This is a genomic window from Desulfovibrio sp., assembly GCA_016208105.1.
Lineage (GTDB): Bacteria > Desulfobacterota > Desulfovibrionia > Desulfovibrionales > Desulfovibrionaceae > Fundidesulfovibrio.
The window spans coordinates 83,949-110,229 of sequence record JACQYS010000031.1; the positions used below are offsets into that span (position 1 = coordinate 83,949).

Annotated in this window: 19 protein-coding genes; 13 read left to right on the forward strand and 6 right to left on the reverse strand. The window is 59.7% G+C overall.

The window, feature by feature from the left end; translation table 11 throughout:
- Positions 1-16 precede the first annotated feature (16 nt).
- Positions 17-1,174: an iron-containing alcohol dehydrogenase gene (locus tag HY795_18910; GenBank protein MBI4807290.1), complete on the reverse strand. Its 1,158-nt coding sequence runs from the start codon at positions 1,172-1,174 to the stop codon at positions 17-19.
- Positions 1,175-1,572: 398 nt separating this feature from the next.
- Between HY795_18910 and HY795_18915 the strand changes: the two genes are divergently transcribed.
- Genes HY795_18915 through HY795_18925 form a run of 3 tightly spaced genes read left to right on the forward strand, consistent with a single transcriptional unit; the run spans position 1,573 to position 8,961 of the window.
- Entirely contained in the window at positions 1,573-2,760 is a 1,188-nt protein-coding gene (locus HY795_18915; GenBank protein ID MBI4807291.1) for an MdtA/MuxA family multidrug efflux RND transporter periplasmic adaptor subunit, read from the forward strand.
- A complete protein-coding gene (locus tag HY795_18920) occupies positions 2,760-5,843 on the forward strand; it encodes an MdtB/MuxB family multidrug efflux RND transporter permease subunit (GenBank protein MBI4807292.1) in 3,084 nt (1,027 codons plus the stop codon). Before HY795_18915 ends, HY795_18920 begins: the two co-directional genes overlap by 1 nt.
- Positions 5,844-5,847: 4 nt before the next feature.
- Entirely contained in the window at positions 5,848-8,961 is a 3,114-nt protein-coding gene (locus HY795_18925; protein ID MBI4807293.1) for a multidrug efflux RND transporter permease subunit, read from the forward strand.
- 76 nt (positions 8,962-9,037) lie between these two features.
- Here HY795_18925 and HY795_18930 read toward each other — a convergent pair whose 3' ends face one another.
- Positions 9,038-9,784, reverse strand: a complete 747-nt coding sequence (locus HY795_18930) for a tetratricopeptide repeat protein (protein ID MBI4807294.1) — start codon at positions 9,782-9,784, stop codon at positions 9,038-9,040.
- A 98-nt stretch (positions 9,785-9,882) separates the two neighbouring features.
- A complete protein-coding gene (locus HY795_18935; GenBank protein MBI4807295.1) occupies positions 9,883-12,813 on the reverse strand; it encodes a PAS domain S-box protein in 2,931 nt (976 codons plus the stop codon).
- 320 nt (positions 12,814-13,133) lie between these two features.
- On the opposite strand from HY795_18935, the gene leuA reads away from it, so the two are divergent.
- Positions 13,134-14,831, forward strand: a complete 1,698-nt coding sequence (gene leuA / locus HY795_18940) for a 2-isopropylmalate synthase (GenBank protein MBI4807296.1) — start codon at positions 13,134-13,136, stop codon at positions 14,829-14,831.
- Positions 14,832-14,895: 64 nt separating this feature from the next.
- Here leuA and HY795_18945 read toward each other — a convergent pair whose 3' ends face one another.
- The gene (locus HY795_18945) at positions 14,896-15,141 is read right to left on the reverse strand and encodes a hypothetical protein (GenBank protein ID MBI4807297.1); all 246 of its coding nucleotides are present in this window, start codon (positions 15,139-15,141) and stop codon (positions 14,896-14,898) included.
- 336 nt (positions 15,142-15,477) lie between these two features.
- Between HY795_18945 and HY795_18950 the strand changes: the two genes are divergently transcribed.
- From HY795_18950 to HY795_18960, 3 genes are all read left to right on the forward strand, one after another.
- A complete protein-coding gene (locus HY795_18950; GenBank protein ID MBI4807298.1) occupies positions 15,478-16,239 on the forward strand; it encodes a DUF2092 domain-containing protein in 762 nt (253 codons plus the stop codon).
- A 12-nt stretch (positions 16,240-16,251) separates the two neighbouring features.
- The gene (locus HY795_18955) at positions 16,252-16,863 is read left to right on the forward strand and encodes a hypothetical protein (GenBank protein MBI4807299.1); all 612 of its coding nucleotides are present in this window, start codon (positions 16,252-16,254) and stop codon (positions 16,861-16,863) included.
- A 258-nt stretch (positions 16,864-17,121) separates the two neighbouring features.
- Positions 17,122-17,637: a Spy/CpxP family protein refolding chaperone gene (locus HY795_18960; protein ID MBI4807300.1), complete on the forward strand. Its 516-nt coding sequence runs from the start codon at positions 17,122-17,124 to the stop codon at positions 17,635-17,637.
- A gap of 154 nt (positions 17,638-17,791) precedes the next feature.
- Here HY795_18960 and HY795_18965 read toward each other — a convergent pair whose 3' ends face one another.
- Positions 17,792-20,875, reverse strand: a complete 3,084-nt coding sequence (locus HY795_18965; GenBank protein ID MBI4807301.1) for an isoleucine--tRNA ligase — start codon at positions 20,873-20,875, stop codon at positions 17,792-17,794.
- A 162-nt stretch (positions 20,876-21,037) separates the two neighbouring features.
- Between HY795_18965 and HY795_18970 the strand changes: the two genes are divergently transcribed.
- Positions 21,038-21,421 carry a flagellar protein FlaG gene (locus HY795_18970; protein ID MBI4807302.1) on the forward strand — a complete coding sequence of 128 codons (384 nt, stop codon included), beginning with the start codon at positions 21,038-21,040 and terminating at the stop codon, positions 21,419-21,421.
- A gap of 182 nt (positions 21,422-21,603) precedes the next feature.
- Positions 21,604-22,191, forward strand: a complete 588-nt coding sequence (locus tag HY795_18975) for a hypothetical protein (GenBank protein ID MBI4807303.1) — start codon at positions 21,604-21,606, stop codon at positions 22,189-22,191.
- 165 nt (positions 22,192-22,356) lie between these two features.
- On the opposite strand, the gene HY795_18980 is transcribed toward HY795_18975, so the two are convergent.
- The gene (locus tag HY795_18980) at positions 22,357-23,028 is read right to left on the reverse strand and encodes a glycosyl transferase (protein ID MBI4807304.1); all 672 of its coding nucleotides are present in this window, start codon (positions 23,026-23,028) and stop codon (positions 22,357-22,359) included.
- Positions 23,029-23,242: 214 nt separating this feature from the next.
- On the opposite strand from HY795_18980, the gene HY795_18985 reads away from it, so the two are divergent.
- Genes HY795_18985 through HY795_19000 form a run of 4 tightly spaced genes read left to right on the forward strand, consistent with a single transcriptional unit; the run spans position 23,243 to position 26,204 of the window.
- Positions 23,243-23,692, forward strand: a complete 450-nt coding sequence (locus HY795_18985; protein MBI4807305.1) for a hypothetical protein — start codon at positions 23,243-23,245, stop codon at positions 23,690-23,692.
- Positions 23,693-23,722: 30 nt separating this feature from the next.
- Positions 23,723-23,986: a hypothetical protein gene (locus HY795_18990; protein MBI4807306.1), complete on the forward strand. Its 264-nt coding sequence runs from the start codon at positions 23,723-23,725 to the stop codon at positions 23,984-23,986.
- Positions 23,983-24,582 carry a DNA-3-methyladenine glycosylase I gene (locus tag HY795_18995; GenBank protein MBI4807307.1) on the forward strand — a complete coding sequence of 200 codons (600 nt, stop codon included), beginning with the start codon at positions 23,983-23,985 and terminating at the stop codon, positions 24,580-24,582. The genes HY795_18990 and HY795_18995 overlap by 4 nt, the downstream gene beginning before the upstream one ends.
- Entirely contained in the window at positions 24,579-26,204 is a 1,626-nt protein-coding gene (locus tag HY795_19000; GenBank protein ID MBI4807308.1) for a glycosyltransferase family 1 protein, read from the forward strand. Before HY795_18995 ends, HY795_19000 begins: the two co-directional genes overlap by 4 nt.
- Positions 26,205-26,281 lie beyond the last annotated feature (77 nt).

The following is a 26,281-nucleotide window of genomic DNA, read 5'->3' on the forward strand; positions in this document are numbered from 1 at the left end:
TTGTTGGTACTCTCGATCATCCCAGGGCCGCTTCCAGGATGGCGGTAAGCTCCGCGTGAGTCAGCTCTATGGGGTTACCCTTCATGCTGCTTGCTTTGGCCGCCATTTCAACGATCACTGGAAAATCCTTTCTGGCCACGCCCAACTTGGCAAGCGTGGGAGCCTTGAGGTGCGAGCACAAGTCCACAATCCAGGATACACAGTCTTTGGGTGTGGCTGAAGGATTTCCCTTGAGTATCCTTGAAGCCTCGCCGTAGGCGGCCAGAGATGGCGAGTCCGGGTCGCGATCGTGTAACGCCGCGATATTGGCCTGGACCACGGCAGGCAAGAGGCTGGCGCAAACCTGCCCGTGAGGAGCTCCCAAAAATCCCCCCAGCGGAGCCGCGAACCCGTGTACCGCCCCCAGCTTGGCGTTTGCCAGAGCCAGGCCGGAGAGCAGGCTCGCCAGGGCCATGTCTTCCCGGGCGGATGCGTTCGACCCGTTGTCGTAGGCCTGGCGAAGCGAACGGGCCGCAAGGCCAAGACCTTCCCTGCACAAGGCGTTGGTCATGGGATTGGCCTTGCCCGAAACGAAGGCCTCCAAAAGCTGGGTCACTGCGTCCAGGCCCGTGGCCGCGGTCAGTTCACGCGGCATGGACGCCGAAAGCTCCGGGTCCACCAAGGCCACGCTCGGCAGCATCATGGGCGAGCGCAGACTCACCTTCACTCTCTGGGCCTTGGCAGTGAGCACCGCGTTGGCCGTGGCTTCGGCACCTGTCCCGGCCGTAGTGGGCACTGCGATGTGCGCAACAGGCCGATTGGTCAAGGGCCTGCCCCTGCCGACCACCTCCAGATATTCGTAGATATCACCCGGGTTGGTCATAAGCGCGGCCACGGCCTTTCCGGCATCCAGAACGCCTCCCCCGCCTATGCTCACCACCATGTCGCATCCGTTTTCACAGGCGAGCGCGGCACCGGTCAGGACCAGTTCCACAGTGGGTTCGCCAGCGACCGGGAACACGGTAGTCTCCAATCGATTGGAGGCGAGAGCTTCAAGAATCCCCCTGTGGCGGTTCGGGTTGGCCCCGGTCACCACGAAGGGTTTCGAACCGAGTCCCGCGGCCAGCTCCGGCAGCCTCACGACCACGCCGGGACCGAAGATGATTTTTGCCGGAGAGGCGAATTCGAAGAGCATGTGGAGCCTCGTGCCAAAAGCTTAAGCCGCAGAGCGGTAAGAGTGTGCAGGTTATGGTATTTCGTTGCCCGAATACCCCGTGGCCAGCAAACAGTGCAAGGCGGGTATGGAGGCATATCTGGATCGACTTTGCGGTGGGCGATATTTCGGCAAGTTCCAAGTGGCCCGGACGAGAGTTCTCCATGGTGTGCGCCGAAGTACACCCTGGGCGTAACCGAATCTGGCAAGGGACCGACAGTACCTTGTCCGGCTTTGTGTCCCAGCCGGCTCAAAACACATGGACAGTTTGCAGCGCAAGCGCTGCGGCATGAGCACTTCTTGTTATGGCTGGTGTTAGCAGGTAGGGTCGCAACGTATATTCCATCGGCGTGAACAGTTCTACTCCAACAGGTAATCCCATGACCCTCGTCCCCTTTGATACACTTCTCAACAGGCCCCGGCGCCCGGCTCGGGCGATCGCGGTTGTTGTTGTTTTGTTGGCCATTGCGGGAGTTGTCTATCTCTTCTGGGGCGGATCAGCCCAGCAGCAACGCCAGGGCGGTCCAGGCAAGAATTTAAAGATCCCCGTGACCGTGGCCGCGGTCGTGAAAAAAGACGTGCCTTTGTATTTGTCCGGGCTGGGGTCGGTGGTGCCTCTTAATACGGTTACCGTCAAAAGCCGCGTGGAAGGCCACCTGATGGAGGTGCTCTTCAAGGAAGGGCAGATGGTGCAGGCCGGGGATTTGTTGGCTCTTATCGACTCGCGGCCGTTCCAGGCCCAGCTTGCCCAAGCCCAGGGGCAGATGGCTCGCGACAAGGCCCAGCTGGAGAATGCGCGCAAGGATCTCAAACGCTACCAGGACCTCATCTCCACAGGCGCCATCGCCAAGCAGCAGCTGGACACCCAGGAGGCACTGGTACGCCAGTATGAGGGTGCGACCATGACCGACCAGGGGCAGATGGACAACGCCAAGCTCCAGATCGCATACAGCCGCATCACCGCTCCCATATCTGGAAGGGTGGGTCTGCGCCAAATTGATCCCGGCAATATGATACAATCCTCCAACCAGGCTCTGTTGGTCATCACTCAGATGCAGCCCGTCTCCGTGGTTTTCACACTTCCTGAGGACAACCTGCCCGTGGTTCTCTCGCGCATGAAAAAGGGCGGCAACGTGCCTGTTGAAGCTTATGACCGCGAGCAGAAACGCAAGCTGGCCCAGGGTGAACTCATCACCGTGGACAACCAGATAGACGCAACCACGGGTACGGTGAAGCTCAAGGCCATGTTTTCAAATGACGGTTGGGAGCTTTTCCCCAACCAGTTCGTCAACGCCCGTCTCCTGGTGGACACCCTGGCCGGGGCGCTGGTGGTGCCCGCACAAGCTGTGCAGCGCGGACCGCAAGGGGCCACGGCCTTCGTGGTGAACCAGGGAGGGACGGTGGAGGCCAGGCGGGTTGAGCCAGGCGAGACAGTCGAGGGAATGACCGTTGTCCGCTCGGGGCTCTCAGTTGGTGAACAGGTCGTGGTGGAGGGAACCGAACGGCTGCGTGATGGGACTCCTGTGGAAGTGCGCGGGCAAGCCGGCGGGGGGCGCCAGGGCGGCTGATGAACATCTCAAGCCCATTCATCAGGCGGCCCGTGGCCACCACGCTCATCATGGTGGCGGTATTGCTTGCCGGAGCCATGGCCTACAAGCAGCTCCCGGTGGCCGCGCTGCCCCAGGTGGACTACCCCACCATTCAGGTGCGCACCTTCTATCCCGGGGCCAGCCCGGAGGTGATGGCCTCGTCCGTCACAGCGCCCCTGGAGCGCCAGTTCGGCCAGATGCCGGGTCTGACCCAGATGACCTCCAACAGCTCCAGCGGCTGCAGCGTGGTCACGCTGCAGTTCACCCTGGACTTGAGCCTTGATGTGGCCGAGCAACAGGTTCAGGCCGCCATCAATGCCTCCTTCAATTTTCTGCCCAAGGACCTGCCCAATCCTCCGATCTACAGCAAGGTGAACCCGGCCGATGCGCCCATTCTGACCCTGGCCCTGACCTCGGCCACGGTGCCTCTGCCCAAGGTGGAGGACCTGGCCGACACCCGCTTCGCCCAGAAGATATCCCAACTGCCGGGGGTTGGTCTGGTGAGCCTTTCAGGCGGACAGCGTCCGGCCGTGCGGGTGCACGCCAACCCGGCCGCGCTTGCCTCCTACGGGCTTACTCTGGAGGACCTCCGCGCGGCCATCGGCGCGGCCAACGTGGACCTGGCAAAGGGCGGTTTCGACGGGCCCAAGCAGGCTTCCATCATCGGGGCCAACGACCAACTCTACACCAGCGAGGAATACCGGCCGCTCATCATCGCCTACCGCAACGGCGCTCCGGTGAAGCTCTCCGACGTGGCCACGGTGGAGGACGGTGCCGAGGATGAGCGTCTGGCCGCCTGGGCAGATACCTCGCCGGCCGTTATCGTCAACATCCAGCGCCAGCCCGGAGCCAACGTCATCGAGGTGGTGGACCGGGTCAAGCGCCTGATGCCCCAGCTCAAGGCGAGCCTGCCGTCCGGAGTGGACGTGGCCGTGCTCACGGACCGGACAACAACCATCAGGGCATCGGTCGAGGACGTCCAGTATGAGCTTTTGCTGGCCGTGGCCCTGGTGGTGATGGTCATCTATCTGTTTCTGCGAAATCTTCCGGCCACCGCCATTCCCAGCGTGGCCGTGCCCCTGTCCCTGGTGGGCACGTTCGGGGCCATGTACCTCATGGGTTTCAGCCTGAACAACCTTTCGCTCATGGCGCTCACCATCTCCACGGGCTTCGTGGTGGACGATGCCATCGTCATGATCGAGAACGTGGCCCGCTATGTGGAAAAGGGCGAGGATCCCTTCGAGGCCGCGCTCAAAGGTTCGAAACAGATAGGCTTCACCATCTTGTCGCTCACGGTGTCGCTCATCGCGGTGCTTATCCCTCTCTTGTTCATGAGGGACGTGGTGGGCAGGCTGTTCAGGGAATTCGCAATCACTCTGGGGGTGTCCATCCTGATATCCGCTGTGGTGTCGCTCACGCTCACCCCCATGATGTGCGCCAGACTCCTGCGTCACATCCCCCCCGAGAAGGAGGGGCGCATCCACAAATCCACCCAGCGCGGCTTCGACTGGGTAATCGAGCGCTATGCCGTAAGTCTGCGCTGGGTGTTCAAATTCCAGGGTTTAACACTGGCGGTGGCCGTGGGAACCCTGGTGCTCACGGTGGCCCTCTACGTGTGGGCCCCCAAGGGATTCTTTCCTGTGCAGGATACCGGCCTCATCGTGGGCGTGTCCGAGGCTCCGCAGTCCATATCCTTCCCTGCCATGGCCGAGCGTCAGCGGGAGCTGGCCTCCGTTATTTTGAAGGACCCGGCTGTGGAGAGCCTGTCCTCTTTTATCGGCGTGGACGGCACCAACGCCTCCTTGAACAGCGGGCGCATCCAGATAAACTTGAAGCCCCTGGACGTTCGCAAGGTGAGCGCTTCCCGGGTCATCGAACGGCTGCGGCCCGAGCTGGCCCGAGTGGGGGGCATCATGCTGCACCTTCAGCCCTCCCAGGACCTCACCGTGGACGTGCGCGTGAGCCGCACCCAGTTTCAGTACACCCTGGAGACTCCGGATTCAGCGGACTTAAGCCTGTGGGTGCCCAGGCTGGTGGACGCCCTGCGTCTGCGCCCGGAACTTTCGAACGTGTCCGCTGATTTGCAGGACCAAGCTCCCCGAACGATGGTAACAATCGACCGGGCCACGGCGTCCAGATTTGGCATCACCCCCCAGCAGATCGACGACACCCTCTACGACGCCTTTGGCCAGCGCCAGGTGTCCACCATCTATACCGAACTCAATCAGTACCGGGTGGTGCTGGCCGCCAAACCGGAAATGCGTCGCGACGCCTCCGCCCTGGGCGCCATCTACCTGCGTTCCCAGGACGGCAAGCAGGTGCCGCTCATGGCCGTCTCCCGGGTGAGCCAGACCACCGGCCCCCTGGTGATCAACCGCCTGGCCCAGTTCCCGGTAACCACGGTGTCTTTCGATGCTTCCCGGGGCCATTCCCTGGGCGACGCCGTGGAGGCCGTGGAAGAAACCGCCGTCGGGCTTGGCATGCCCGCCAACATCCAGCGTGAATTCCAGGGAACGGCCAAGGCCTTCATGGCATCGCTTTCCAACGAGGCCCTGCTCATCCTGGCCGCCCTGATAACCGTCTACATCGTGCTGGGCGTACTCTATGAGAGCTACATACACCCCGTGACCATCCTTTCCACCCTGCCCTCGGCCGGGGTCGGGGCGCTTTTGGCGCTTATGGTATTCGGCATGGACCTGGACGTCCTGGCCATCATCGGCATCATCCTGCTCATAGGGATAGTGAAGAAGAACGGCATCATGATGGTGGATTTCGCTCTGGAGGCCGAACGCGAGGAAGGCATGGAACCGGAGGAGGCCATTTACCAGGCCTGCCTGCTTCGTTTTCGGCCCATCATGATGACCACCATGGCCGCGCTTCTTGGCGCGTTGCCTCTGGCCATCGGCGGAGGGGTGGGGTCGGAGCTGCGCAGGCCGCTTGGCATCTGCATCATAGGCGGTCTGATCATCAGCCAGCTTCTGACCCTTTACACAACGCCGGTGATTTATTTGGCCTTTGACAGGCTTTCCCGGCGCGTGCGGGGCGCGCGGGCCGAGGCGTAGTGCCATGAATTTCCCCGGAGTGTTCATCAAACGGCCGGTGGCCACCACGCTCCTTACCCTGGGACTGGTGCTGGCCGGGATAATAAGCTTTACGCTGCTGCCGGTATCTCCCTTGCCCAGGGTGGATTTCCCCACCATCTCCGTGAACGCGGGTTTGCCCGGAGCCGATCCGGAGACCATGGCCACCTCGGTGGCCGCGCCCCTGGAACGGCAGTTCGGGCGCATAGCCGGGGTCACGGAAATGACCTCCACCTGCTACCGGGGATCGGCCAGCATCACCCTGCAGTTCGACTTGAACCGCAACATCGACGGCGCGGCTCGCGAAGTCCAGGCCGCCATCAATGCGGCCCGAAGCCAGCTGCCTCCGAACCTCCCCAACAACCCCACCTATCGCAAGATCAACCCGGCCGACGCGCCCATCCTCATCTTATCGCTCACCTCGGACACCGTGAGCCGTTCACGCATGTACGACGTGGCTACCACTATCCTGCAGCAGAAGCTCTCCCAGGTGGATGGGGTGGGGCAGGTGTTCGTGGGGGGCGGCGCGCTGCCGGCGGTGCGGGTGGAACTGAACCCGGCCGCCCTGTCGCGGTACGGGATCAGCATGGAGACCGTGCGCGGAGTGTTGGCCACCACCAACGCCAACCGGCCCAAGGGCCAGCTGGCCGATGAGGAGACCTCGCGCGAGATAGACACCAACGACCAGCTACGAAAGGCCGCCGAATACGAACCGGTGGTCGTGGCCTACCGTTCGGGCGCGGCAGTCAAGCTCGCGGACGTGGCCGAGGTGAAGGATTCCGTGGAGGACGTGCGCACCCTGGGCCTGGTGAACTCCACTCCGGCGGTGATGATCATCGTTTCGCGCCAGCCCGGGGCGAACATCATCGAGACGGTGGACAATGTACGGGCCCTCATGCCTCAGTTGGAGGCCAATCTGCCCGAGGGAGTGAAGTTCTCCGTGGTGATGGACCGCAGCCCGCCGATTCGGGCTTCACTGGCCGAGGTGGAGATCTCTTTGGTAGTATCGTGCCTTTTGGTGGTCCTGGTGGTGTTCGTGTTCCTGCGTACCCTCCGGGCCACGGTTATCCCCGGAGTGGCCGTGGTGGCCTCGCTTATCGGCACGTTCGGGGTCATGTATCTTCTGAACTACAGCCTGGACAACCTCTCGCTCATGGCGCTTACCATCGCCACAGGGTTTGTGGTGGACGACGCCATCGTGGTGCTGGAGAACATCACAAGCCACCTGGAGCGCGGCCTTTCGCCCTTTGATGCGGCCATGCGCGGTGCCAAGGAGATCGGTTTCACGGTGGTCTCCATGAGCCTGTCCCTGGTGGCGGTGTTCATCCCAATCCTGCTCATGGGGGGGGTGGTTGGAAGGCTGTTCCGTGAATTCGCCATGACCCTTTCGGCGGCCATCTTCATCTCTATGGTATTGTCGCTCACCACAACGCCCATGATGTGCGCGGCGCTCCTAAAAATCGGCCGTCAAGAAGGGCGGGGTGCCTTCCAACGTGTGAGCGAAATTTTTTTTGACAAGGTCCTTGGTTTCTATGAGCGCAGCCTGCGCTGGGCAATCAGGCGGCGACGGTTGATGCTCGGGCTCACCGTGGTCGCTGTTGTCCTGAATGTCGTGCTGTACGGTATGGTCCCCAAGGGGTTCTTTCCCCAGCAGGATACCGGCAGGCTGGCTGGGTCCATCCAGGCAGCCCAGGACATCTCCTTCCAGGAGATGTCCAAGAAGCTCGCGGCGGTGGTGGAAATCATCAGGAAAGACCCCGACGTTGAATACGCCTTGGGTTTCACCGGCGGCGGGGGGGGAGGCGGCGCCACCACCAACACGGCACGCATGTTCGTGGCGCTCAAGCCTTTCGGCCAGCGCAAGAGTTCTGCGGAGCAGGTGGTGGGCAGGCTCCGGGGAAAGCTGTCCCAGATACCGGGAACCCCGGTGTTCCTCCAGCCGGTGCAGGAACTGCGCGTTGGAGGGCGGCAAAGCAACGCCCTCTACCAGTATACTCTGCAAGGGGAGAGCTTCCAGGATGTGAACGCGAGCGCTCCGCTCATGATGGCCAGGATGCGCGAGCTGCCCCAGGTGACCGACGTCAACAGCGACCAGCAGGACAAAGGCCTGCAGACAAAGCTGGTCATCGACCGGGCAACGGCTTCGCGCCTGGGCATCAACGTCCGTCTGGTGGACAACATCCTCTACGACGCCTTCGGGCAGCGCCAGGTATCGGTCAACTACACACTGCTCAACCAGTACCATGTGGTCATGGAAGTGGACCCCAGATTCTGGCAGAGCCCGGAGAGCTTGAAAGACATTTATGTTCCTTCATCCAAGGGCGACATGGTGCCCCTTTCGGCCATCGCCCATTTCGAGCAAGCGTCCACGTCACTGGCCGTGAACCACCAGGGTCAATTCCCATCCAGCACGATAGCCTTCAACCTGGCGCCCGGAGTGTCCCTGGGGCAGGCGGTTGAAGCCATCCAAACTGCCGCCCGGCAGGTGGGGCTGCCTCCCGGTGTGCAGGGGACTTTCCGGGGCACGGCCCAGGCCTTCAAGGATTCGCTGAGCAACCAGCCTCTGCTCATCCTGGCGGCCTTGGTGGCGGTCTACATCGTCTTGGGCGTACTCTACGAAAGCTATGTACATCCGGTCACGATCCTCTCCACACTGCCCTCCGCGGGTGTGGGCGCGGTGACAGCGCTTCTCGTGACAGGTATCGACCTCTCGGTGATAGCCATTATTGGCATCATCCTGCTCATAGGGATAGTGAAGAAAAACGGCATCATGATGGTGGACTTTGCTTTGGATGCCCAGCGGGGAGAGGGCCTGCCCCCGGACGAGGCCATTTTTCAGGCCTGCCTGAAACGCTTCCGGCCCATCATGATGACCACCATGGCCGCGCTTCTTGGCGCCCTGCCCCTTGCCCTGTCCTCAGGCGCGGGCTCGGAGCTACGCAAGCCGCTCGGCGTTTCGATCATCGGTGGATTGATTGTGAGCCAGCTGCTCACTCTGTACACCACCCCGGTGGTGTACTTGTACTTAGACCGCTTCAGGGTCTGGGTTGCACGCCGCAAAGAAGAAAAACAGATGTTGGGCAGTGGAGGGGTCGTCTGAAGCGTAAAGGCTTTGCGGACACTGGCTAGAGTATTTCCGGTGGGGATGAAAACAGCCGGGATGGTTCTGTCCCGCGCTACCCTGACGCACCTCCGGCAGCCACCTGATTGCAGTAGTTCAGGAACTTTCTCGCTTCCAAAAAATCTGGATTCAACTCCAAGGCTTCAGTAAGCCGCTTCTTGCAATTCTCGTAGTCTTTCTTGTCGAAATGGACCCTGGCCAGGTTGAACATGATGTGGTCGTCGTCCTGGTTGATTTCAAGGGCCTTTTCGAGAAACGAGGCCGCCTGGTCGTAATGGCCGTTCTTACGCAGCTTGACGCCGAAAGAGTTCAGCCGCTCCCTGTTCTCGAGGTTGAAGGCGTCCTCGAGGCCCATCAGGACCTTCAACACCTTGAGGAGTTTCTCGAATTCGTTTTTTTCCGTGTAGACCTCGCCCAGACCGTAGTTGGCCTGGACGTTCAGGTCGTCGATCATGAGGGCCTTGATGAATTCTTTCTCAGCTGCATCTAAGTCCCCGTCCTTGAGGTACTCTTCGCCCTTGGTGACTTTTTCATACAAGGACTTGAGCGCCGGGACCGTGTTTACCTGGTAGTAGCTCGGTTCTGGCGTGTACTCGGCCAGGAATTTCTCGCTGGGCACACTCTCTCGCAGTCCTGATGGAACATGGTATATGTTGAGAGGCTGAACGTCGAAATTGTCCTGCTCCAGCTGACGGGCGAACCAGTAGGTGACCTTCGTGTGTTGGGCCTTTGTTGTGCCGGTTCCGACTCGTATTCCCCTGCGGTGGGAGTACACTCCAAGAATGATCGGGTATTCAGCCATGGTCGAACAATCCTCCGGTTCAGCAAACAAGCCCGATGGAGCAGAGGTATCTTCCGAATATGGCAATGTCCAGCACACCGTGGGTCTGCGATGGCGCGTTATGTCTGCGAAGCGGCGCGGTCTCCGAGGGAGGTTGGTTGCTGGAACAGGGGCAGGCGGATGGTGAAGGTGGTTCCTTCACCTGGTTCGGAGTCCACGTGGATGGTGCCTTTGTGGTTGGAGGTGATGATGAAGAAGGACACCGAAAGGCCAAGGCCCGTTCCTTCTCCGGGAGGCTTGGTGCTGAAGAAGGGTTCAAAGACCCTGCGCCTTACTTCTTCGGGCATTCCTGGGCCGTTGTCTGAAATATCGATCCTGGCAAAGCCGTCTTCGCGTCTGGTGCGCAGGATGATTCGTGGGGAAGGGCTGCCCTGTAGGCGTTCGCGCATGGCCTGGGCTGCGTTGCGCAACAGGTTCATGAAAACCTGTTCGATCTGAGTGGCTGTGCAGGGAACGGGCGGGAGGTTGGGGTCATAGTCCGTGGTGATCTCGATCTTGCGGAAATCGTAGCTTTTTTTGAGGTCATAGTCCGTGGAACAGAGCTCAACGGATTTGTCGAGCAGCTTGTCCACGGCTACGGGAGCCCGGCGTGATTCGCTCTTGCGGCTGAATTCAAGCATGCTGGCCACGATATGAGCGGCCCTGATGGCCGATTCGCGAACGTTTCTCATCAAAGTAAGAATTTCGCGCTTGCTCAGGTATTCGCGTAAGCTTTCAAGCGTACAGCCGGCTTGGGCCGCAGCGGTCTGGTTGGCTTGCGAGTCGGCTTCCAGCCGGCCCAGGATCACCTGAGTGCTCTGGACGATGCCGCCAAGAGGATTGTTGATCTCGTGGGCCATGCCGGCGGCCAGGCCGCCCACGCTCATCATTTTTTCCGTCTGGACCATCATGTCCTCGATCCTGGTCCTCTCTGTTACGTCTTCAATGATGATGGCCGTCTGGCCAAGCTCACCCGCATTGAGCGGGTAGATGTGGATGTCTGTGAGCAGGGTGGTATCCAAGGAGGGAAAACTGGCTTTCTCCAAGAAGAGCGTCCGGTTCTCCTGGCGAACACATTCAAGTTCTTCCTCGGTGACTGGCAACAGGGGGAGCACTCTGGACAGAGGTGAACCGAGGGCTTCTTGCGCGGCTTTGCCGCTCAGAGATTGCGCACTCCGGTTGAATAAAGTGATGTTGCCCTGGGCATCCAGGGCAATCACCGCTGAAGGCATGGAATCCAGGATGTCTTTGGTGAGCCTATGAGAGGCCTGGAGGGCGGCCTCCATGCGCTTGCGATCGGTTATGTCGCTTACAATGCCGACCAAGCCTTCCACGATCCCGTGAGGGCCCTGCAGTCTTCTGGTTCCCAAATGTCCCCAGAACACGGTTCCATCAGCCCGCAGGTATTGTCGCTCGATGAACAAGGAGTCTCGTTCACCCTGGATGAGCGCTTGCATTCGGGCCATTCCCACTTCACGTTCGTCAGGCGGGAGCAGCTCAAGGTAGTTCATCCCGGCAAGTTGTTCCGGCGGATAGCCGAACAGCTCCGACATCTTGGTGTTAGCCATGACCATCTGGCCTGCTATGTCCACCAAGAATATGGATGACGGGGATGTATCGAAGATGACCCGAAGACGCTCCTCGTTTCTGCGCAGAGCCTCTTCGGCGCGTTTTCGTTCGGAGATGTCCCGGAATATCCCCTCAACACCAAGGACTTTCCCCCCCGGGTCGCGATAGAGCGCGCTGCTGGTGGAAACAACCACTGTGGAACCGTCTTTTCGTTTAAGCTCCACTTCGTAGTCGCTCACTTTGCCGTCAAGCTGGAGCAATTCCAGAAAGGCAGCCCTCTTTTCCGGTTGAGCCCAGTACTGCTCGTTGGGACGGCCAAGAAGCTCGGTATCGGATTCATAGCCCAAGAGCCGTGCGCCAGAAGGGCTGACCATGATGAGCCTGCCATGGTCGTCGGTTCTGTACAGGACATCCGAAATGTTTTCGATGGCTGAGCGATAGCGTTCTTCGCTTTCCCGTAGGGCTATCTCAGCCCTCTTTCTCTCCGTGATATCGATGCCAATGCCCGTGAAATAGTTTTTCCCTTCAATCGAAAGAGGCACGGCCGTGAAATAGAACAGGACTTTCGTGCCGTCCTTGCGTTGGAGATGCCCTTCCGACTCGGAGTAGCCGTCCGTGGCGATCCGGGCCACCGCGTTGCTTATCTTTTCAATTTCCTCGGGGTCGTCCTTGTACCAATCGAGCAGGTGCATGCGGGAGAGCTCTTCGCTGGTGTAACCGGTAAGTTCTTCATGTTTCTTGTTCCAGCGGATAAGCTTCCCCTGGTCATCGTAGAGGTAGAAAAGCCCTGGGATGCTATCCATGACGGCATCGGTGAAAGCTTTTTCTCGCAGGACTTCCTCTTGGATTCTCTTCCGGTCGTCTATGTCATGGATGGAAACAATGACTACGTCCTGCGAACCGATGCGAGCGAACCGGATGTTTACATCCACCCAAAACTCTCTGCCTTCACGGTTTTTTGACAGCCACTCGAAGCGTTGGGGACCTTCTTCCATGGCCCGGCGCATCCAAAATTCGCCATCGGCCTGACTGTAGGGCGGTCGTCCGGAACTCAGGGCGCCTACGTCCAAGCGGGTAATCTCTTCGCGGGTATAGCCGAAAATCTCGCAGGCTCGCTGGCTTACGTCCAGAATAGTCCCGTTTTTGACGTCATGGATGAAGACGGCATCGCTGACGGAGTCGAAAATGGTACGGAAGCGGGTCTCGCTCTCTTCAAGAGCATGTATCTGGTTGGAAATTTTGGCATCGTGGCGGCTTAGCGCCAAGAGCAGAAGAAGAGACGTGACAGCCACGAAGAACCAGCCTTTGAGAGTGCTGACCCAGAGCAACACATCAGGCTGGCTCGAGAAGAGTCCGCTCGCGGCTCTGTCGGAAAAGAGTATCCAGCATGCGCTGAAAAACGCATACGAAAGCACGATGAACGTGGGTCTGGGCTTCTTCAAGTTCCTCTCCTGGGAGATTCCATACAGGTAGCTGCAGGGAATGCTTTTTACAAGTGGGAGACCTCGAAAAAGGGGAATCCATTGTCATGCGAACTCGCACAACAAAAGCAAAAGGCACAGAGAAGATGGCTGGTTGACAGCTCACGGCGGATGTGGGTAAGCAAACCCCATGGCCTGGAACACCCATTCCCTGTCCTCCTGCCTTCTTCTGCTACTGCCCCCCGCGGGCAAATAAACAGTTTTTCATTCTTCCCCCGTATTCGTGTCCACCCGCCAAAGGCGGGGAAAGTTATTGATTCAGCAACGCAGGAGAAAGGCTCATGCAGCCCACCACCCCAGGAAAATACCGTCCTTTTCCCCAGGTTCCACTTTCCAAGAGGACTTGGCCGGACAAGATCACGTCGCATGCTCCGGCCTGGCTTTCCACCGATCTGCGAGACGGCAATCAGGCGCTGTTCGAACCGTTGGACCCGGCCAGCAAAATGCGCCTCTTCGAACTGCTGGTGAAGGTGGGGTTCAAGGAGATCGAGGTGGCCTTCCCGTCCGCCTCCCAGACCGACTTCGACTTCGTTCGCGCCCTGATAGAGGGAAACAAAATCCCGGGAGACGTTACCATCTCCGTGCTCAGTCAGTGCCGTGAGCATCTGATCAGGCGGACCATGGAGTCCCTGGTGGGAGCCCGCAGGGCCATCGTCCACATCTATGCCGCCACGGCCCCGGTATTCATGAAAACGGTGTTTGCCAAGACGCCGGAGGAAGTGGTTGAGATGGCTGTTTCCTCCGTGAAACTGGTGAAGGAACTCGCCGGCGAACAGCCTGGGACCGAATGGGTTCTCGAATTCAGCCCCGAAAACTTTTCTTCCTCCGAACTCGGCTTCGCCCGCGACATCTGCGACGCTGTGGCCGAAGCCTGGGGAGCGTCCCCGGCCAACAAGCTCATCGTGAACCTTCCGGCTACCGTGGAGCTGGCCACGCCCAATGTGTTCGCGGACCAGATCGAGTGGATGTGCGGGCAGCTCAAGCATAGAGAGAGCATGATCGTCAGCGTGCACACGCATAACGACAGGGGGACGGCTGTCGCTGCCGCGGAGTTGGCCCTGTTGGCTGGGGCCGACCGTGTCGAGGGCTGTCTCTTCGGCAACGGCGAGCGCACCGGGAATGCGGATCTCGTGACCATGGCCCTCAACCTCTACACCCAGGGGATCGATCCCGGGTTGGACTTCTCGGAGCTGGAAAAGATTGCCAGGGCCGCAGAGGAACTCACAGGCCTGCCTATCCATGCCCGGCATCCCTATGCGGGTGACCTTGTCTTCACGGCCTTTTCCGGCTCCCACCAGGACGCAATCAAAAAAGGCATGGAGGCCCGCAAGCAGGGAGATGTCTGGGAGGTGCCGTACCTCCCAGTTGATCCGGAAGATCTCGGGCGCGGTTACGACTCCATCGTCAGGGTGAACAGCCAGTCAGGCAAGGGCGGAGTTGCTTACCTGATGGAGACTGCCCACGGGATGGTGATGCCCAGGCGGCTTCAGGTTGAGTTCTCTGGCGCGGTGCAGCGCCATGCCGATTCCAAGGGCGGCGAGATTACGTCTCAGGAGCTCTGGGTCCTTTTCGAGAGCGAGTATCTGAAGCTCAAAAAACCTATCCTCTACGCCGGGCATCATCTTTTCGAGCGCGGCAAGGGACAGGGCATCAGCCTGACTGTTGGAGTGGACAAGAAGACCTTCGGCCTTTCCGGCAAGGGCAACGGCCCGATCGACGCCGCGGTGCATGCCCTCGGGTTGCCCATCACCCTGCACTCCTACGAGGAGAGGGCCATAAGCCAGGGCGCGGACGCCAAGGCGGTCGCCTTTGTGGAAGTGTCCATGGAGGGAGTCAAGGGCATGACCTTTGGCGTGGGAATCCACGAGAATATCGTCACCGCCTCCATCAAGGCGGTGATGAGCGCGGTGAACCGCGTTTTGGGAATGGGCTCCAAGGAACTGCGGACGGCTCTGCTCGCAAAGCTGCAAGAAGAGTAAGCAGGTCTGGCCTGCTAAGAATGAGTGAGCATCGCGGGCCGCCTTTCGGGGCGGCCCGTCTGGTTTAGTTCAGCCAGGGTTCGAAAAGTTTGTGAACCTCGCGCATTTCAGCTTCCATCTCTGCGAAAGAAGGCTTCTGCACAGGGTGACGAGTGATGATGGTCTGGCGGACGATCATGGCGAACTCGTCCCAGCGGGCTGAGCCATAGAGCTCCGAGAGCAGGAAGAAAGCTTCCTTGCGGATTTCCGGGTCGTTCAAATCCTTCTTTTCTCCAGCGAAAAAGCTTTTGACCTTTTCAACCCATTCCATTGCAAACCTCCTGGGAAGTCAGTCCCGTTCCAATCCGCCGGAAAGGGCGGCGGAACAACTCCCCGCTATTTGGGGTACACCGTCCGGCAGTATCTCTGGCACCAATCCCGGTCCGCATGCGCTGGCCGGGGCAACCAGTGTCAGTATTATTCCATACCTGATCACCGAACCCGCCGGGAAAATCGGGTCCGGGCAGAGTTGATAAATACATGGTAGCAGCGAGAAATCAATACGCTTCCCGCGCCTTTCCAGGCTTGACGGGAGGCGCGTATGGAAAGCATATATTTCCAATACCCCGCAGATCCAACCGGATATCCATGCCACGAGGAGGCACACATGCGTATGAAAGGGGCACTTGCCGCGGGTTTGCTGTTGGCGCTCACGGTTGTCCTGCCTGTAAGGAACTCTCACGCCGGCGAAGGGACGGACGTCCAAGCTGAAATCGTTCTGAAGGTTTGTTGTGATCGGCTCGCAACCCTCAAATCGTATTCTTTCTTGGCGGAGGTGGACAGGGACTTCGCATTTCCCACAGGAGACTCCATACGTCTGTCCCAGGCAATTACCACCCGCGTGCAGCGGCCGAACCGTTTCCGTTGCGACATAATTGGAGACGACAGGGACGGGGCGTATGTCTACGACGGCAAGACCCTCGTGTCCTACGACGCCGACGCCAATGTCTATGGCACGGTGGAAGGCAGGGGAAGCACAGACGCGACCGTCCAGCATGTGATCGACCAGTACGGTCTGCAGGCGCCCTTGGCCAATCTCCTGTATTCCGCCCCGTGCGCCTCTTTCGATTTGGACAAAGTAACAGGCCGCTATCTTGGGCTTCATTCTGCAGCAGGGAGACCATGCCACCATCTGGTTTTCTTCGGGCAAGACATGAACTGGCAGATTTGGATAGACGAAGCCGACGGCCTGCCGCGAAAGATCGTTGTTACAGACAAAAGTCTGCCAGGCTGGCCGCAATATACGGCTGTGTTGAGCAAGTGGAATACCGAGGCGAAATTCGCGTCTTCCATCTTCGTTTTCACCCCACCCAAGGGAGCCCGGGAAATTCCGGTTCTTCCCCTGGGGCAGGGCAACACCGGAAATTAAAGGGAGGCTGGCATGAACACTACGGACTCTCGCTCCGGATGCATTGCAGGGGGGCTTAAACCCTTTGGAATGATACTTCTCGCAGCGGTGTTTTTGGGGGTCTTCGGTCTGGGAGACGCATACGCTCGAGGTGGGGGCGGCCGCGGCGGAGGAGGGTTCAACCGATCCCAGAGCTTTGGGGGAGGGGGAAACCGGCAGGCCGATTTCAACCGTCAGGGGCAGGTCAATCGGAGCGCCCAGTTCGAGGGGGCTCAGCCTGCTCGTGGAAATATCGGGCAGGTGAACAGAAACGTCGCCGCAGGAAACACGAACATCAACAGAACGGTCAACAATACCACCGTGGTCAACAACACCGCCATTGCCAACCGTCCCGGGTACCCGCCTCCACCCATGCCTGTTCCGGTCCCCGTGCCCGTGCCCGCGTACGGCTATTCCGGTGGATACGGCGCGGGAGTCGCGGCGGGCGTCGCAGCGGGCGCGATGCTCACGGTTCTGCCGGCAACAGCAATCGCCCTGTCAAATTCATCTTCATCAAAGGGCAACGTCTACGTGGTGGACCAGAAATGCTACCGGGAGGTTTACAGCCAGGGGAGCGTGGCCTACCAACCCATACCGTGCCCGTAAATTTGAAACTTAAGCCCCGGTCTTGTTTCCAGTCTGTTTCGTGCTCGCGTCCCGCCACATTGGGTGGGACGCGAGCAAGCAAAGAGTTCACTGTGCGGGCAGCGCCCGGTCCCTGAAGCAGTTCCACACTCCATCATGACCTCCTTCCCGCTATGTAAGAAATAGCTCGGTTGTACCGCATTACTTGTAACGGAGCTGGGGCAAACTCCCACATACTCCTTGAGCGCGCTCAAGCAACGTGAGCAAGGAGACAACACAATGAAACGATTCGCAGCCGTCATGGTATTGGTGGCGGCGCTGGCCGCAACGGCCATGGCCGCCCAGGAAAAGGGCCCTGGCGGTCCCGGAGGCTCGGGCGGACCCGATGGCTTCGGTCCGGGACATGGGAAAGGCATTGTTAAACTGCTCGAGGACCTTGGGCTCACCCCGGACCAGAAGGGCACAATAGCCAAGATCCTCAAGGAAAACCGTGAACAGTCGAAGGCTGTGCACGAGGCCATGAAGAAGGCGCATGAAAGCATGCGCGAGGTGATGGAAAAGACCCCGGGCGACGAGTCGCTGGTGCGCAAGGCCGCCCAGGCCATGGCCAAGGCCGGTGAAGAACTTGCCGTGAACATGGGCAAGGTCAAGGCTAAGATCGATTCGGTGCTCACCCCGGAACAACGGGCCAAGGCCTCTGAGAAGAAGGCCGAGTTCAAGGGCCGCTTCAAGGACAGGTTTGAGAAGGGGCAGAAGGAACTGGACGATTGGATTGAAAAGAACCTGAAAAGCTGAAGACAGGTTGCCCTCCTCCCGAGAAAAAGCCCCGGCCGGACTTTCGTCTGGCCGGGGCTTCAATTCCCATCGTGAATATTATCGGCAATGAGAGACGCGACGCTGAAAAGGATTCCAAAGGAAAGAAGTTCCTTTGGCCGCCGGATGCGTCCTGTTACTTCGCTATCACTTCTACCCTGAGCTTGCCGTTCTCGTCCTCCACCTCGATCTGAGGGGCGGAGACGCTCCATTCCACTCCAACAGCCAGGCACTGCTCGGTCAGCCAGCCCACGTGGGCCTCAAGCGACTCCTTCCACACGCCGTCCGCCTCGATGCCAAGTGTGATGCGCTGGTCATAGGCCAGAGAAAGCTTCTTGCGCTGGTCCTGGATCAGGCGGTTGAGCGTTCTGGCAGCGCCTTCGCGCTTGAGCTCGGGAGTTATGGCAAGCTGGAGGCCAACCACAAGCCCCTTGTCTGCGGCCACGCCCACATCGTCGCTTAAGGCTTCCCAGGCGATGACAAAGTCGCCCGGTTCAACCCGGGTTCCGGCAGCGGTAAGGGCCCCATCCGGGCCGATCTCGTAGCTTCCGGTCTTCACGGCGGCCAGGGTGGGACCAAAGGCGCCTTTCAAAAGAGGCCCCAGCTTCTTGGCGTCAAGCTGCACGGCGCGGCTGGCGAAGGTTTCCGGCCCGTCTGGATATTGGACGGATTTGACGTTCACCTGCTCTTCGATAAGTGCCTGGTACGGCTCGACCAGGTCCTTCTTTTCCCCGGCCACCAGGATGGTGGACAGGGGCTGGCGCAGGTTGATGCGCACCTTCTCGCGGACACTTCTCCCGCACTCGATGACCCGGCGCACCGTATCGATTTCGGCAGTGAGCTTCACATCCTCTCGTCCGGGCACGGCTGCGGGCCAATCGGCAAGATGCACCGATTCGCCGGCCAGGTGCGTGTGGATATGGTCCATGGCGAAGGGGATAAACGGCGCGAAGATGCGCGAGGCCTCCACCAGGCAGGTATAGAGCGTGTCGAAGGCCTGCCGTGCGTCATCGGTCACGGTCTCCGTCCAGAAACGGGGGCGGTTCAGCCTCACGTACCAGCCGGACAGGGTGTCGATGAACTGCTGGATGGCCTGGTAGCACCTGGGCAGATCGTAGGATTCAATGTTTGCCTCGACGCTTTTGCGAAGCTCCTCCAACTCGGCCAGGATGTGGCGGTCGGCAAGCTCCGTGGCCGTCTCAATGCGCGTGGGCTCGTAGCCTTTCACCAGGGCGGCGTAGGACGTGAAGAAGTGGAACACGTTCCAGAAGGGGATGAGGTAGCGCCGGACAGCGTCCTCCACGTCCCGCTCGGAGAAGCGGATATCCAGGCCGCGCACCACGGGCGAGGAGAGCAGATAGATGCGCAGGGCGTCGGAGCCATACTTGTTCACCACTTCCATGGGGTCTGGGAAGTTTTTGAGCCGCTTGGACATCTTGCGGCCGTCCTCGGCCAGGACCACGCCATGGCAGATGCAGTTGGTGAAGGGCGCCTGATTTTTAAGAAGCGCTCCTTCCACCAGCAGGGTGTAGAACCAGCCCCGGGTCTGGGCGATGTATTCCACGATGAAGCTGGCCGGATAGTTGGCGTCGAACCACTCCTTCTTCTCGAAGGGATAGTGGGCCTGGCCGTAGGGCATGGCCCCGGATTCGAACCAGCAGTCGAACACCTCGGGAACGCGCTTCATGGCCCCGGAACAGCCGTCCTTGGAACAGGTCCAGGTCAGCTCGTCGCAGAAGGGCCGGTGCAGGTCTTCGATCTTCTGGCCGGACTTGGCCTCGAGTTCGGCGATGGAACCGGGCACCTCGAGCGTGCCGCAACTTCCGCAGCGCCACACCGGGATGGGGGTGCCCCAGAACCTGTTGCGCGAAACAGACCAGTCGCGCGCGTCCGCTATCCAGTTCTTGAAACGGCCGGTACCGATGTGGGAGGGAACCCAGTTGATGTCCTCGTTGCACCCGAGGAGCTTGTCGCGGTTTTCGGCCACCTTCACGTACCAGCTGGAAATGGCCCGGTAGATGAGGGGCTGGTCGCAGCGCCAGCAGTGCGGGTACTTGTGGCGGTAGTTCTCCTGGGCGAACATGGCCCCGGTTTCGCGGAGCCGCCTGGCGATGTGCTTGTTGGCCTCGAACACTCCCATGCCGGTCCAGTCGGGAGCGGCTTCGGTGAACTGGCCCTGATGGTCAACCGGGTCGAAGATGTCGATGCCCTGGCTGGTGCAGAGGTTGTAGTCGTCCTCGCCGAAGGCGGGCGCCATGTGCACGATGCCGGTACCCATGGAGGTGTCCACGAAGGAACCCTCCAAAACCACGTGAGTTCGTTCGCCCTGGGCATAGGGGAAAAGCGGGACGTACTTGCGTCCCACCAGGGCGGCGCCCTTTGCTTCCTCCACGATGACCGGGTTCTCGGGCAGGAACTTCTTGTAGGCCTCCATGCGGTCCTTGGCGATCCAGACCTGGTCGTCCGGAGCGATCTCCACCAAGGCGTATGTGATGTCCGCGCCTAGGGCCAAGGCCAGGTTGGAGGGCAATGTCCAGGGTGTGGTGGTCCAGGCCAGGAAGGAGCGGCTCGGGATAAGGGCGTCGCGGAAGCGGACGGTGATGGCCATGTCGTCGCGTTCGCGGAAGGAGTCGTCCAGGCCGGTCTCGAAGTTGGAGAGCGGGGTCATGCAGCGGTTGCAGTAGGCCACCACGCGCGGACTCTCGTAGACCAGGCCCTTCTCGTAAAACTGCGAGAATATCCAAAGGACCGACTCCATGAAGGTCAGGTCCATGGTCTTGTACTGGCGGGAGAAATCGACCCAGCGACCGATGCGGCCAACCGCCTTTTCCCACTCTCCAGCGTATCCCAGAACGATGTCCCGGCATTTCTGGTTGAACTTGCCGATGCCGTACTCCTGGATTTCGGCCTTGCCGGAGATGGCCAGCTTTTTTTCCACCTCGTACTCGATGGGCAGGCCGTGGCAATCCCATCCCCAGGTGCGGTCCACGAAGTGGCCGCGCATGGTGAAATAGCGGGGAACGGTGTCCTTCACATAGGAGGTGAGGATGTGCCCGTAGTGGGGAAGACCTGTGGCGAATGGCGGGCCGTCGTAGAAAACGTAGGGTTTGCCGTTCTTGGTCTTCTCAAGGGATTTCCAGAAGGTGCGGTCTTTGGTCCAGGAAGCGAGGACTTCCTCCTCCAGTTTCGGGAACGAAATGGACGACGGGGCTGGTTTCACGATTCTCTCCGCGGAAGCGAAATTGAGGAGCGAAGGACTTTTGATGAAAACGCCCTTCAAGTCAAGGAAGGGGAGGTGGGCTAAAGTTCGTCGGCTAAAATCCGATAAGAGCTGCGACGAAACCGAAAGAGAGAAAAGGTTTCATCCAGGGAGGGGTGAACCATGAACATTCAGCAAACAGAGTTCCCACGGGATGCCGCGGCATTGGCGCTTGAAGTGGAGAGAGCCATAGCCGCCACCAAGCACGAGGACGAAAGGGTTCAGGAGACTTCAGACGGGCATGAAGGCAACGGGTCCGGGCAACCAGGAGGATCCTTCAGCCGCGAGGAGGCGGAAAAGCTCTCCAAGCAGGCTGAACAGTACTTCGGGGACAAGGGCGTAAAGCTGCACTTCAAGGTGCTCGACGACGCTGGGGGGAATGTTCAGGTGGAGATGGTTGACGCCAGCAGCCAAAAGGTCATCCGCAAAATCCCTCAGGATGAACTGGTCACATTGTCGGAGAGCATCAAACGCATGGCCAAGGGAGTTCTTGACAAGGCTGTGTAGGTTCCCCGGCTATGAAACGGGTCCGGCCAAGACTTCGCATGATCCATTGGCTGGACACGGGAAGCGGGCAACCGCCCTCCCTTTGAAGGTTTTTTGCTCAAATCGATTTTTTTTTAAAGCCCGGACCGCTTGATGCGGAGCCGGGCTTTTACTATCCCACGGGCATGAAAACATGCATTCGAATGATTTGCCTGGGCCTGTGTCTGGTCCTGAGCTCTCCTGTCGCCTGGGCTCAGACCGAAAACTCCGCGAAGAAGACGAGCCAAACCAAGTCCAAATCGAAACAGTCCTCGAAATCCAAGAAAGGGTCGGGACAACAGAAGGGCAAGGCCAAGCAAAAAAGTCCGCAGCTTCAGTCCTCTGAAGGTTTCAAGGGGATCGCCTGGGGGGCGTCCCTTTCAGTGCTGACGGAGCCGGATCTTCGAGAGGAGGATGGGGATCTGAAATACTACACACTACCCGGGGACGACATGGATGTGCTGGGCGTGCGCATGCGCGAGGTCGTCTACGTCTTTTGCAAAGGAAAATTCGCCGGAGCTCTCACTCGTTACGACGGACAGGTCAACCATTTGCTTTTGCTAGGCAAACTCAAGGATACTTACGGGACTCCCCTGGAGAGCCAGCCCAATCTGCGCGGCGACCGTTCCTGGCGTTTCGACGCGGATGACCAGACGGCCATCATGATGGAGTATTCCGAGAACCCCGCCACAGGTGCGCTGGCCTGGATGAACAAGGGCCAGCTTGCCGCCTGCCAGCAGGTTGCGCCGTAGCCCCGTGCGTCCTTGAGGACGTGGGCGGCGCACAAATGTGCACCATGATGTCTGGGAGCATCTTGGCCTCCGGCATGTGACGCGTATTTCTGGAAACATTTTGGGGTTAGCCCAGCCCGCGTTCGGGCCTGCCTGAGGACTTTGCGGCTCGAACGTGTGCTTGTCCTAGTCGCCCTTCAATTTGTCCGCTTCGGTCCTGGCCTGTCTGGGGTTGACCCCTTCCGGGTCCAAGCCGCGTCCTGAGTCGTACGTACCGACCACATCGTCCAGGAACAGGTGACTGCGGGCTCTTTGGAAGTATCTGCGGATGTTCAGAAAGTCCGATTCGTACCCGCCTTCTCCGCTCCAGCCTCTCCCTCGTCCGATGACCAGCTCTCTGGAAACACACAGGCACAGGGGGTCAATATTCCCTTGGCGTATGGGTTCCCCAGGACCTGGCCTGGGGAGGAGGGAGATGTCGAAGGCGAGACTCACGTCGATGCGGGCGGCAATGAATTCGACGTCAAGGTGGGGTAAGAAACTTGTCAGGGATGTCTCGGCCAGGGAGTTGTCATCGTCGAGAAACATCAGGTGCGAGCCCTTGGCCAGGTTGATAAGCCTTTCGCGGATGAGATTGCCGAAATTGCCGGACTTTGGAAAATCCACGAACGTGGTCGGCAGTGAAATCGCTGGGCGAAGCCCTTTGCATCCGTCAAACCCTACCAGCCATTCCACCTGCCCCGGGGCCAGAAGCCCCGCGTCCATTGCATGCGTGGCGGCAGCTTCCAGACTACGGGCTGCCTGAGCCAGCGCCAAGGGCCTGTCACCCCTGGTCGGGGTGACAACGCTTATGAGCACATGGCGTGAATCCTTCAACTTGCCCTCCAAAAGTCATTATCACCCTTTACCCCTAGCCCAAGCCAGAGTATACAGGCTAATCTCTTAAGAGAAAACCGCGTATGTGCTTAGGTTTGTCGTGAAGCAGCGGAATCGACCCGGAACCTCCCCGATCCAGCCTGGCGGGCAAACCGGCCTGGCGCTTCTGAGACAGCCGAGCCGTGGGGCCTGACGTATGATTACCCGCCGGTTACTTGAAAGCGCACGGTCTATACCCAGTCCGTCCCAGGACGCTGCCAAGGCCTTTGCCGAACGGGCCGATGCCATGGCCGCGGCGGTGAGTGCCAGGATGCTCGCTCGAGGAGACATACATGATCTGGTGGGACCTGACAGCTTAGGCCTCTTGCTCGAGACCCACCGCAACCACAGCCGCTTCGTGACGGCGTTGCTCGAAGAGTTCGATGCCTCCGTGTTGGTGCGCACAGTTTCTTGGGTGCTCCACACCTACCGGGCGCACGGTTTCAAACCGCAGTACTGGAAACACCAGTTGGAATCATGGATGGCGGTGCTTCGAGTCCACCTTCCCACACACCTTCAGGAGGAAATCTTGAGGATATATGAGTGGCTGGAAGAGCATTTCGAGGAATTCATTCTGATAAGCGACCGTAAGCTTTCCGGTAATTAGACAACCGTTTCCATCTAGAATAAGGACACAATCATGAAGGGAGTATGGGACGGGCTCGACAAGGAGCGCGTGAGCCGCGCTGTTGTCACGGCCTTTTCATCCGACGAGTACCTGGGGCTTCTCGCACGTATCAACAATGCCGAGTCCGCTGCTGAGCTGGAAGCCGCCCGCCAGGACCTCAAGGAGGTGATGGCGTTGTGGCGTCAGGAATGCCCCGAGTATTCCTTCATGGTGGATTGCCTCTACCTGTTCTCGGAAAAAATGGCAGTGTACCTGTCGCAGGAAGCCCAATGAGCCTGCTGGTAGGGCCGGACGGGAACAGACGTTGTCCCTGGCCCGGCAGCGATCCCGTGTATGTGGACTATCACGACAGGGAATGGGGAACCCCTCTGCGAGACGACAGAGGGCTCTTCGAGTTGCTGGTGCTGGAAGGCTTCCAGGCGGGGTTGTCCTGGCTCACCATCCTCAAGCGGCGCGAAGGCTTTCGCCTAGCGTTCCAGGGGTTCGATCCGAGTGTAATAGTAGCATACGGTCCCAGGGAGCACGAACGCCTCTTGGCCGACCCGGGTATCATCCGCAACAGGTTGAAGGTGGAAGCGGCCTCGGCCAATGCCAAGGCTTTTCTGGCGGTGCAGCACCGGCACGGCAGCTTCTCCGACTATCTCTGGGGATTTGTGGACGGCAAGCCGGTGGTCAACGCTTGGGAACGAATTGATCAGGTTCCGGCGTCGACGCCGCTTTCGGATGCGGTCAGCCGCGACCTCAAATCCCTGGGATTTAAATTCGTGGGAACCACCATCGCCTATGCATTTCTCCAATCCTGCGGTCTGGTGAACGACCACCTGCTGGGTTGTTTCAGACGCGCGGAACTCGTTTCTCCCCGAACATGAACGTAAAACCCAGGGCGGTCTACATCACGCCGAGCCTCGGCCCATGGCTCGAGCATCTTCCCGCGGAAGTGACGGTGCTGAACGCTCCTCCGGGGCTATTGGATCTTCCGGCTGAATTGGCAAAGAGCGAAATAGTGCCTGATGTCATTTTTCAGGACGAGTTGCTCACTCCGCGTACACTCGTGAAAGGTCTGGAACAGTTCGACTGCCCCAAGGTGTTTTGGACCCAGGACCCCCATCTCAACCACTATTGGCAGGCTCCCTACGCGAGTCTTTTCGGGGCCGTAGCCTGCACCCAGAAGGCTTGGCTCGAACCCTTCCGTCAGGCCGGTGCGGGCAAGGTGGGATGGGTAACCTGGTGCGAGAGGTTCGGCCCTTGTATTGCGCACTCTCAGAGGGGGCATCCCGTGGCGTTTGTGGGGCGGGTGACTCAGTTCAGGCCAGTGAGACGGCTTTTCGTGGAGTATCTTCAGTCTCTTTTCCCCATCCGAGTGGAAACGGAGATCCCCTATGGAGAGGTACAATCCGTGTATTCACAGACGCGGTTGGCCCCCAATGAATCCATCCAGGGCGAGATAACCCAGCGGTTGTTCGCGGCGGCAGCGGTGGGGTGCCTTGTCCTGGAGCCACATGCCGAAAACGGGCTCGAAGAGCTTTTTGAGCCGGGCAGGGAAGTGGTCACGTACAGCGAAGCGCTCGAGCTGGGTGAGGTGGTTCGATATTATTTGAAAAACCCGGAGCTGGCCGAGAAGATCGGCCGGGCCGCCTGGGAGCGGACCGAACGGGAGCACAGGCCGGAGAACAGGGTGCAAGCCCTTTGGCAACTGGCCATGGAGGCACCACCAGCTGCATGCGGTTTAGATGGGAAGCGCCAATTCTGGCTGGCGGCGGCGCGCTGCCTGGAATCGTCCCTCTTGCCCGTAACCCTCGAGGAAGTCCTTGCCGGGCTCCAGCCGTATCAAGACGAGGCGGAGTGCTTCACGGCAATATTACGTTTGCTGGTCCTGGCGGGACAATCGGCTCAGGCTCTGGCTCTGGCGGCCCGGAATGCCCTGGCTGGATTCGCGCCAACCGATGTTTCCTTTCGGACCAGCGCATGCGCCCTTGCCTTGCGACAGGGAGAGCTCGGGCTTGCCCGGAGCCTCTTCACAACATTCCAAGCCGCCACCGGCTCCCCGGTTCAGGATGTGGACAGTCCCGCGTCCCTGTACGCGGCCATGGCCGAGACCCTGGCTCGAAACGGCCTGCCCTGGAGGCCGGGGTTTCCTTTTGACAGCGAACGCCATCTCCCGGCCACAGCCAGCGAATGCTATACGATGAGCTTGTCGATGGATGCGGAGAACCCAGCGGTGATGCGCAAGGCGGAAGCTTTGCTCAAAGGCATTCCGGGCAGCGAGCTGGCCCGCATGGGGTATTTAAGCCAGTTGTCCCTTCGAAACCGTGAGGACTTTCTGTTGAGTTTTTCATTGGGCCTTGTCGATTTGAAAACCTTCCGCGTGCCCGAGGGGCTCGAAGAACTACGGTTGGCGCGCGCTCAGGCAGCTGCTCAGGGGAAGTCAGCACGATTTGAGAGGATGCTGGCCGCCCAGGACCCCAAAGGCCTTATCCGGGCATCCCTCTAATTAATCTTACGCTCACAGAGCCCTTCCAAAACATCATTGCTTCCCAGGCACGTTCCTTGCTTGTTTGTTGGCGCGTA

Excerpts from the sequence above, each read along its gene's own strand:
- HY795_18960 (MBI4807300.1), top strand. The coding sequence starts at position 17,122 with ATGAAACGATTCGCAGCCGTCATGGTATTGGTGGCGGCGCTGGCCGCA.
- HY795_18920 (MBI4807292.1), top strand. The coding sequence starts at position 2,760 with ATGAACATCTCAAGCCCATTCATCAGGCGGCCCGTGGCCACCACGCTC.
- HY795_18975 (MBI4807303.1), top strand. The coding sequence starts at position 21,604 with ATGATTTGCCTGGGCCTGTGTCTGGTCCTGAGCTCTCCTGTCGCCTGG.
- HY795_18985 (MBI4807305.1), top strand. The coding sequence starts at position 23,243 with ATGATTACCCGCCGGTTACTTGAAAGCGCACGGTCTATACCCAGTCCG.
- HY795_18930 (MBI4807294.1), bottom strand. The coding sequence starts at position 9,784 with ATGGCTGAATACCCGATCATTCTTGGAGTGTACTCCCACCGCAGGGGA.
- HY795_18945 (MBI4807297.1), bottom strand. The coding sequence starts at position 15,141 with ATGGAATGGGTTGAAAAGGTCAAAAGCTTTTTCGCTGGAGAAAAGAAG.
- HY795_18915 (MBI4807291.1), top strand. The coding sequence starts at position 1,573 with ATGACCCTCGTCCCCTTTGATACACTTCTCAACAGGCCCCGGCGCCCG.
- HY795_18955 (MBI4807299.1), top strand. The coding sequence starts at position 16,252 with ATGAACACTACGGACTCTCGCTCCGGATGCATTGCAGGGGGGCTTAAA.
- HY795_18950 (MBI4807298.1), top strand. The coding sequence starts at position 15,478 with ATGCGTATGAAAGGGGCACTTGCCGCGGGTTTGCTGTTGGCGCTCACG.
- HY795_19000 (MBI4807308.1), top strand. The coding sequence starts at position 24,579 with ATGAACGTAAAACCCAGGGCGGTCTACATCACGCCGAGCCTCGGCCCA.
- HY795_18970 (MBI4807302.1), top strand. The coding sequence starts at position 21,038 with ATGAACATTCAGCAAACAGAGTTCCCACGGGATGCCGCGGCATTGGCG.
- leuA (MBI4807296.1), top strand. The coding sequence starts at position 13,134 with ATGCAGCCCACCACCCCAGGAAAATACCGTCCTTTTCCCCAGGTTCCA.
- HY795_18995 (MBI4807307.1), top strand. The coding sequence starts at position 23,983 with ATGAGCCTGCTGGTAGGGCCGGACGGGAACAGACGTTGTCCCTGGCCC.
- HY795_18925 (MBI4807293.1), top strand. The coding sequence starts at position 5,848 with ATGAATTTCCCCGGAGTGTTCATCAAACGGCCGGTGGCCACCACGCTC.
- HY795_18910 (MBI4807290.1), bottom strand. The coding sequence starts at position 1,174 with ATGCTCTTCGAATTCGCCTCTCCGGCAAAAATCATCTTCGGTCCCGGC.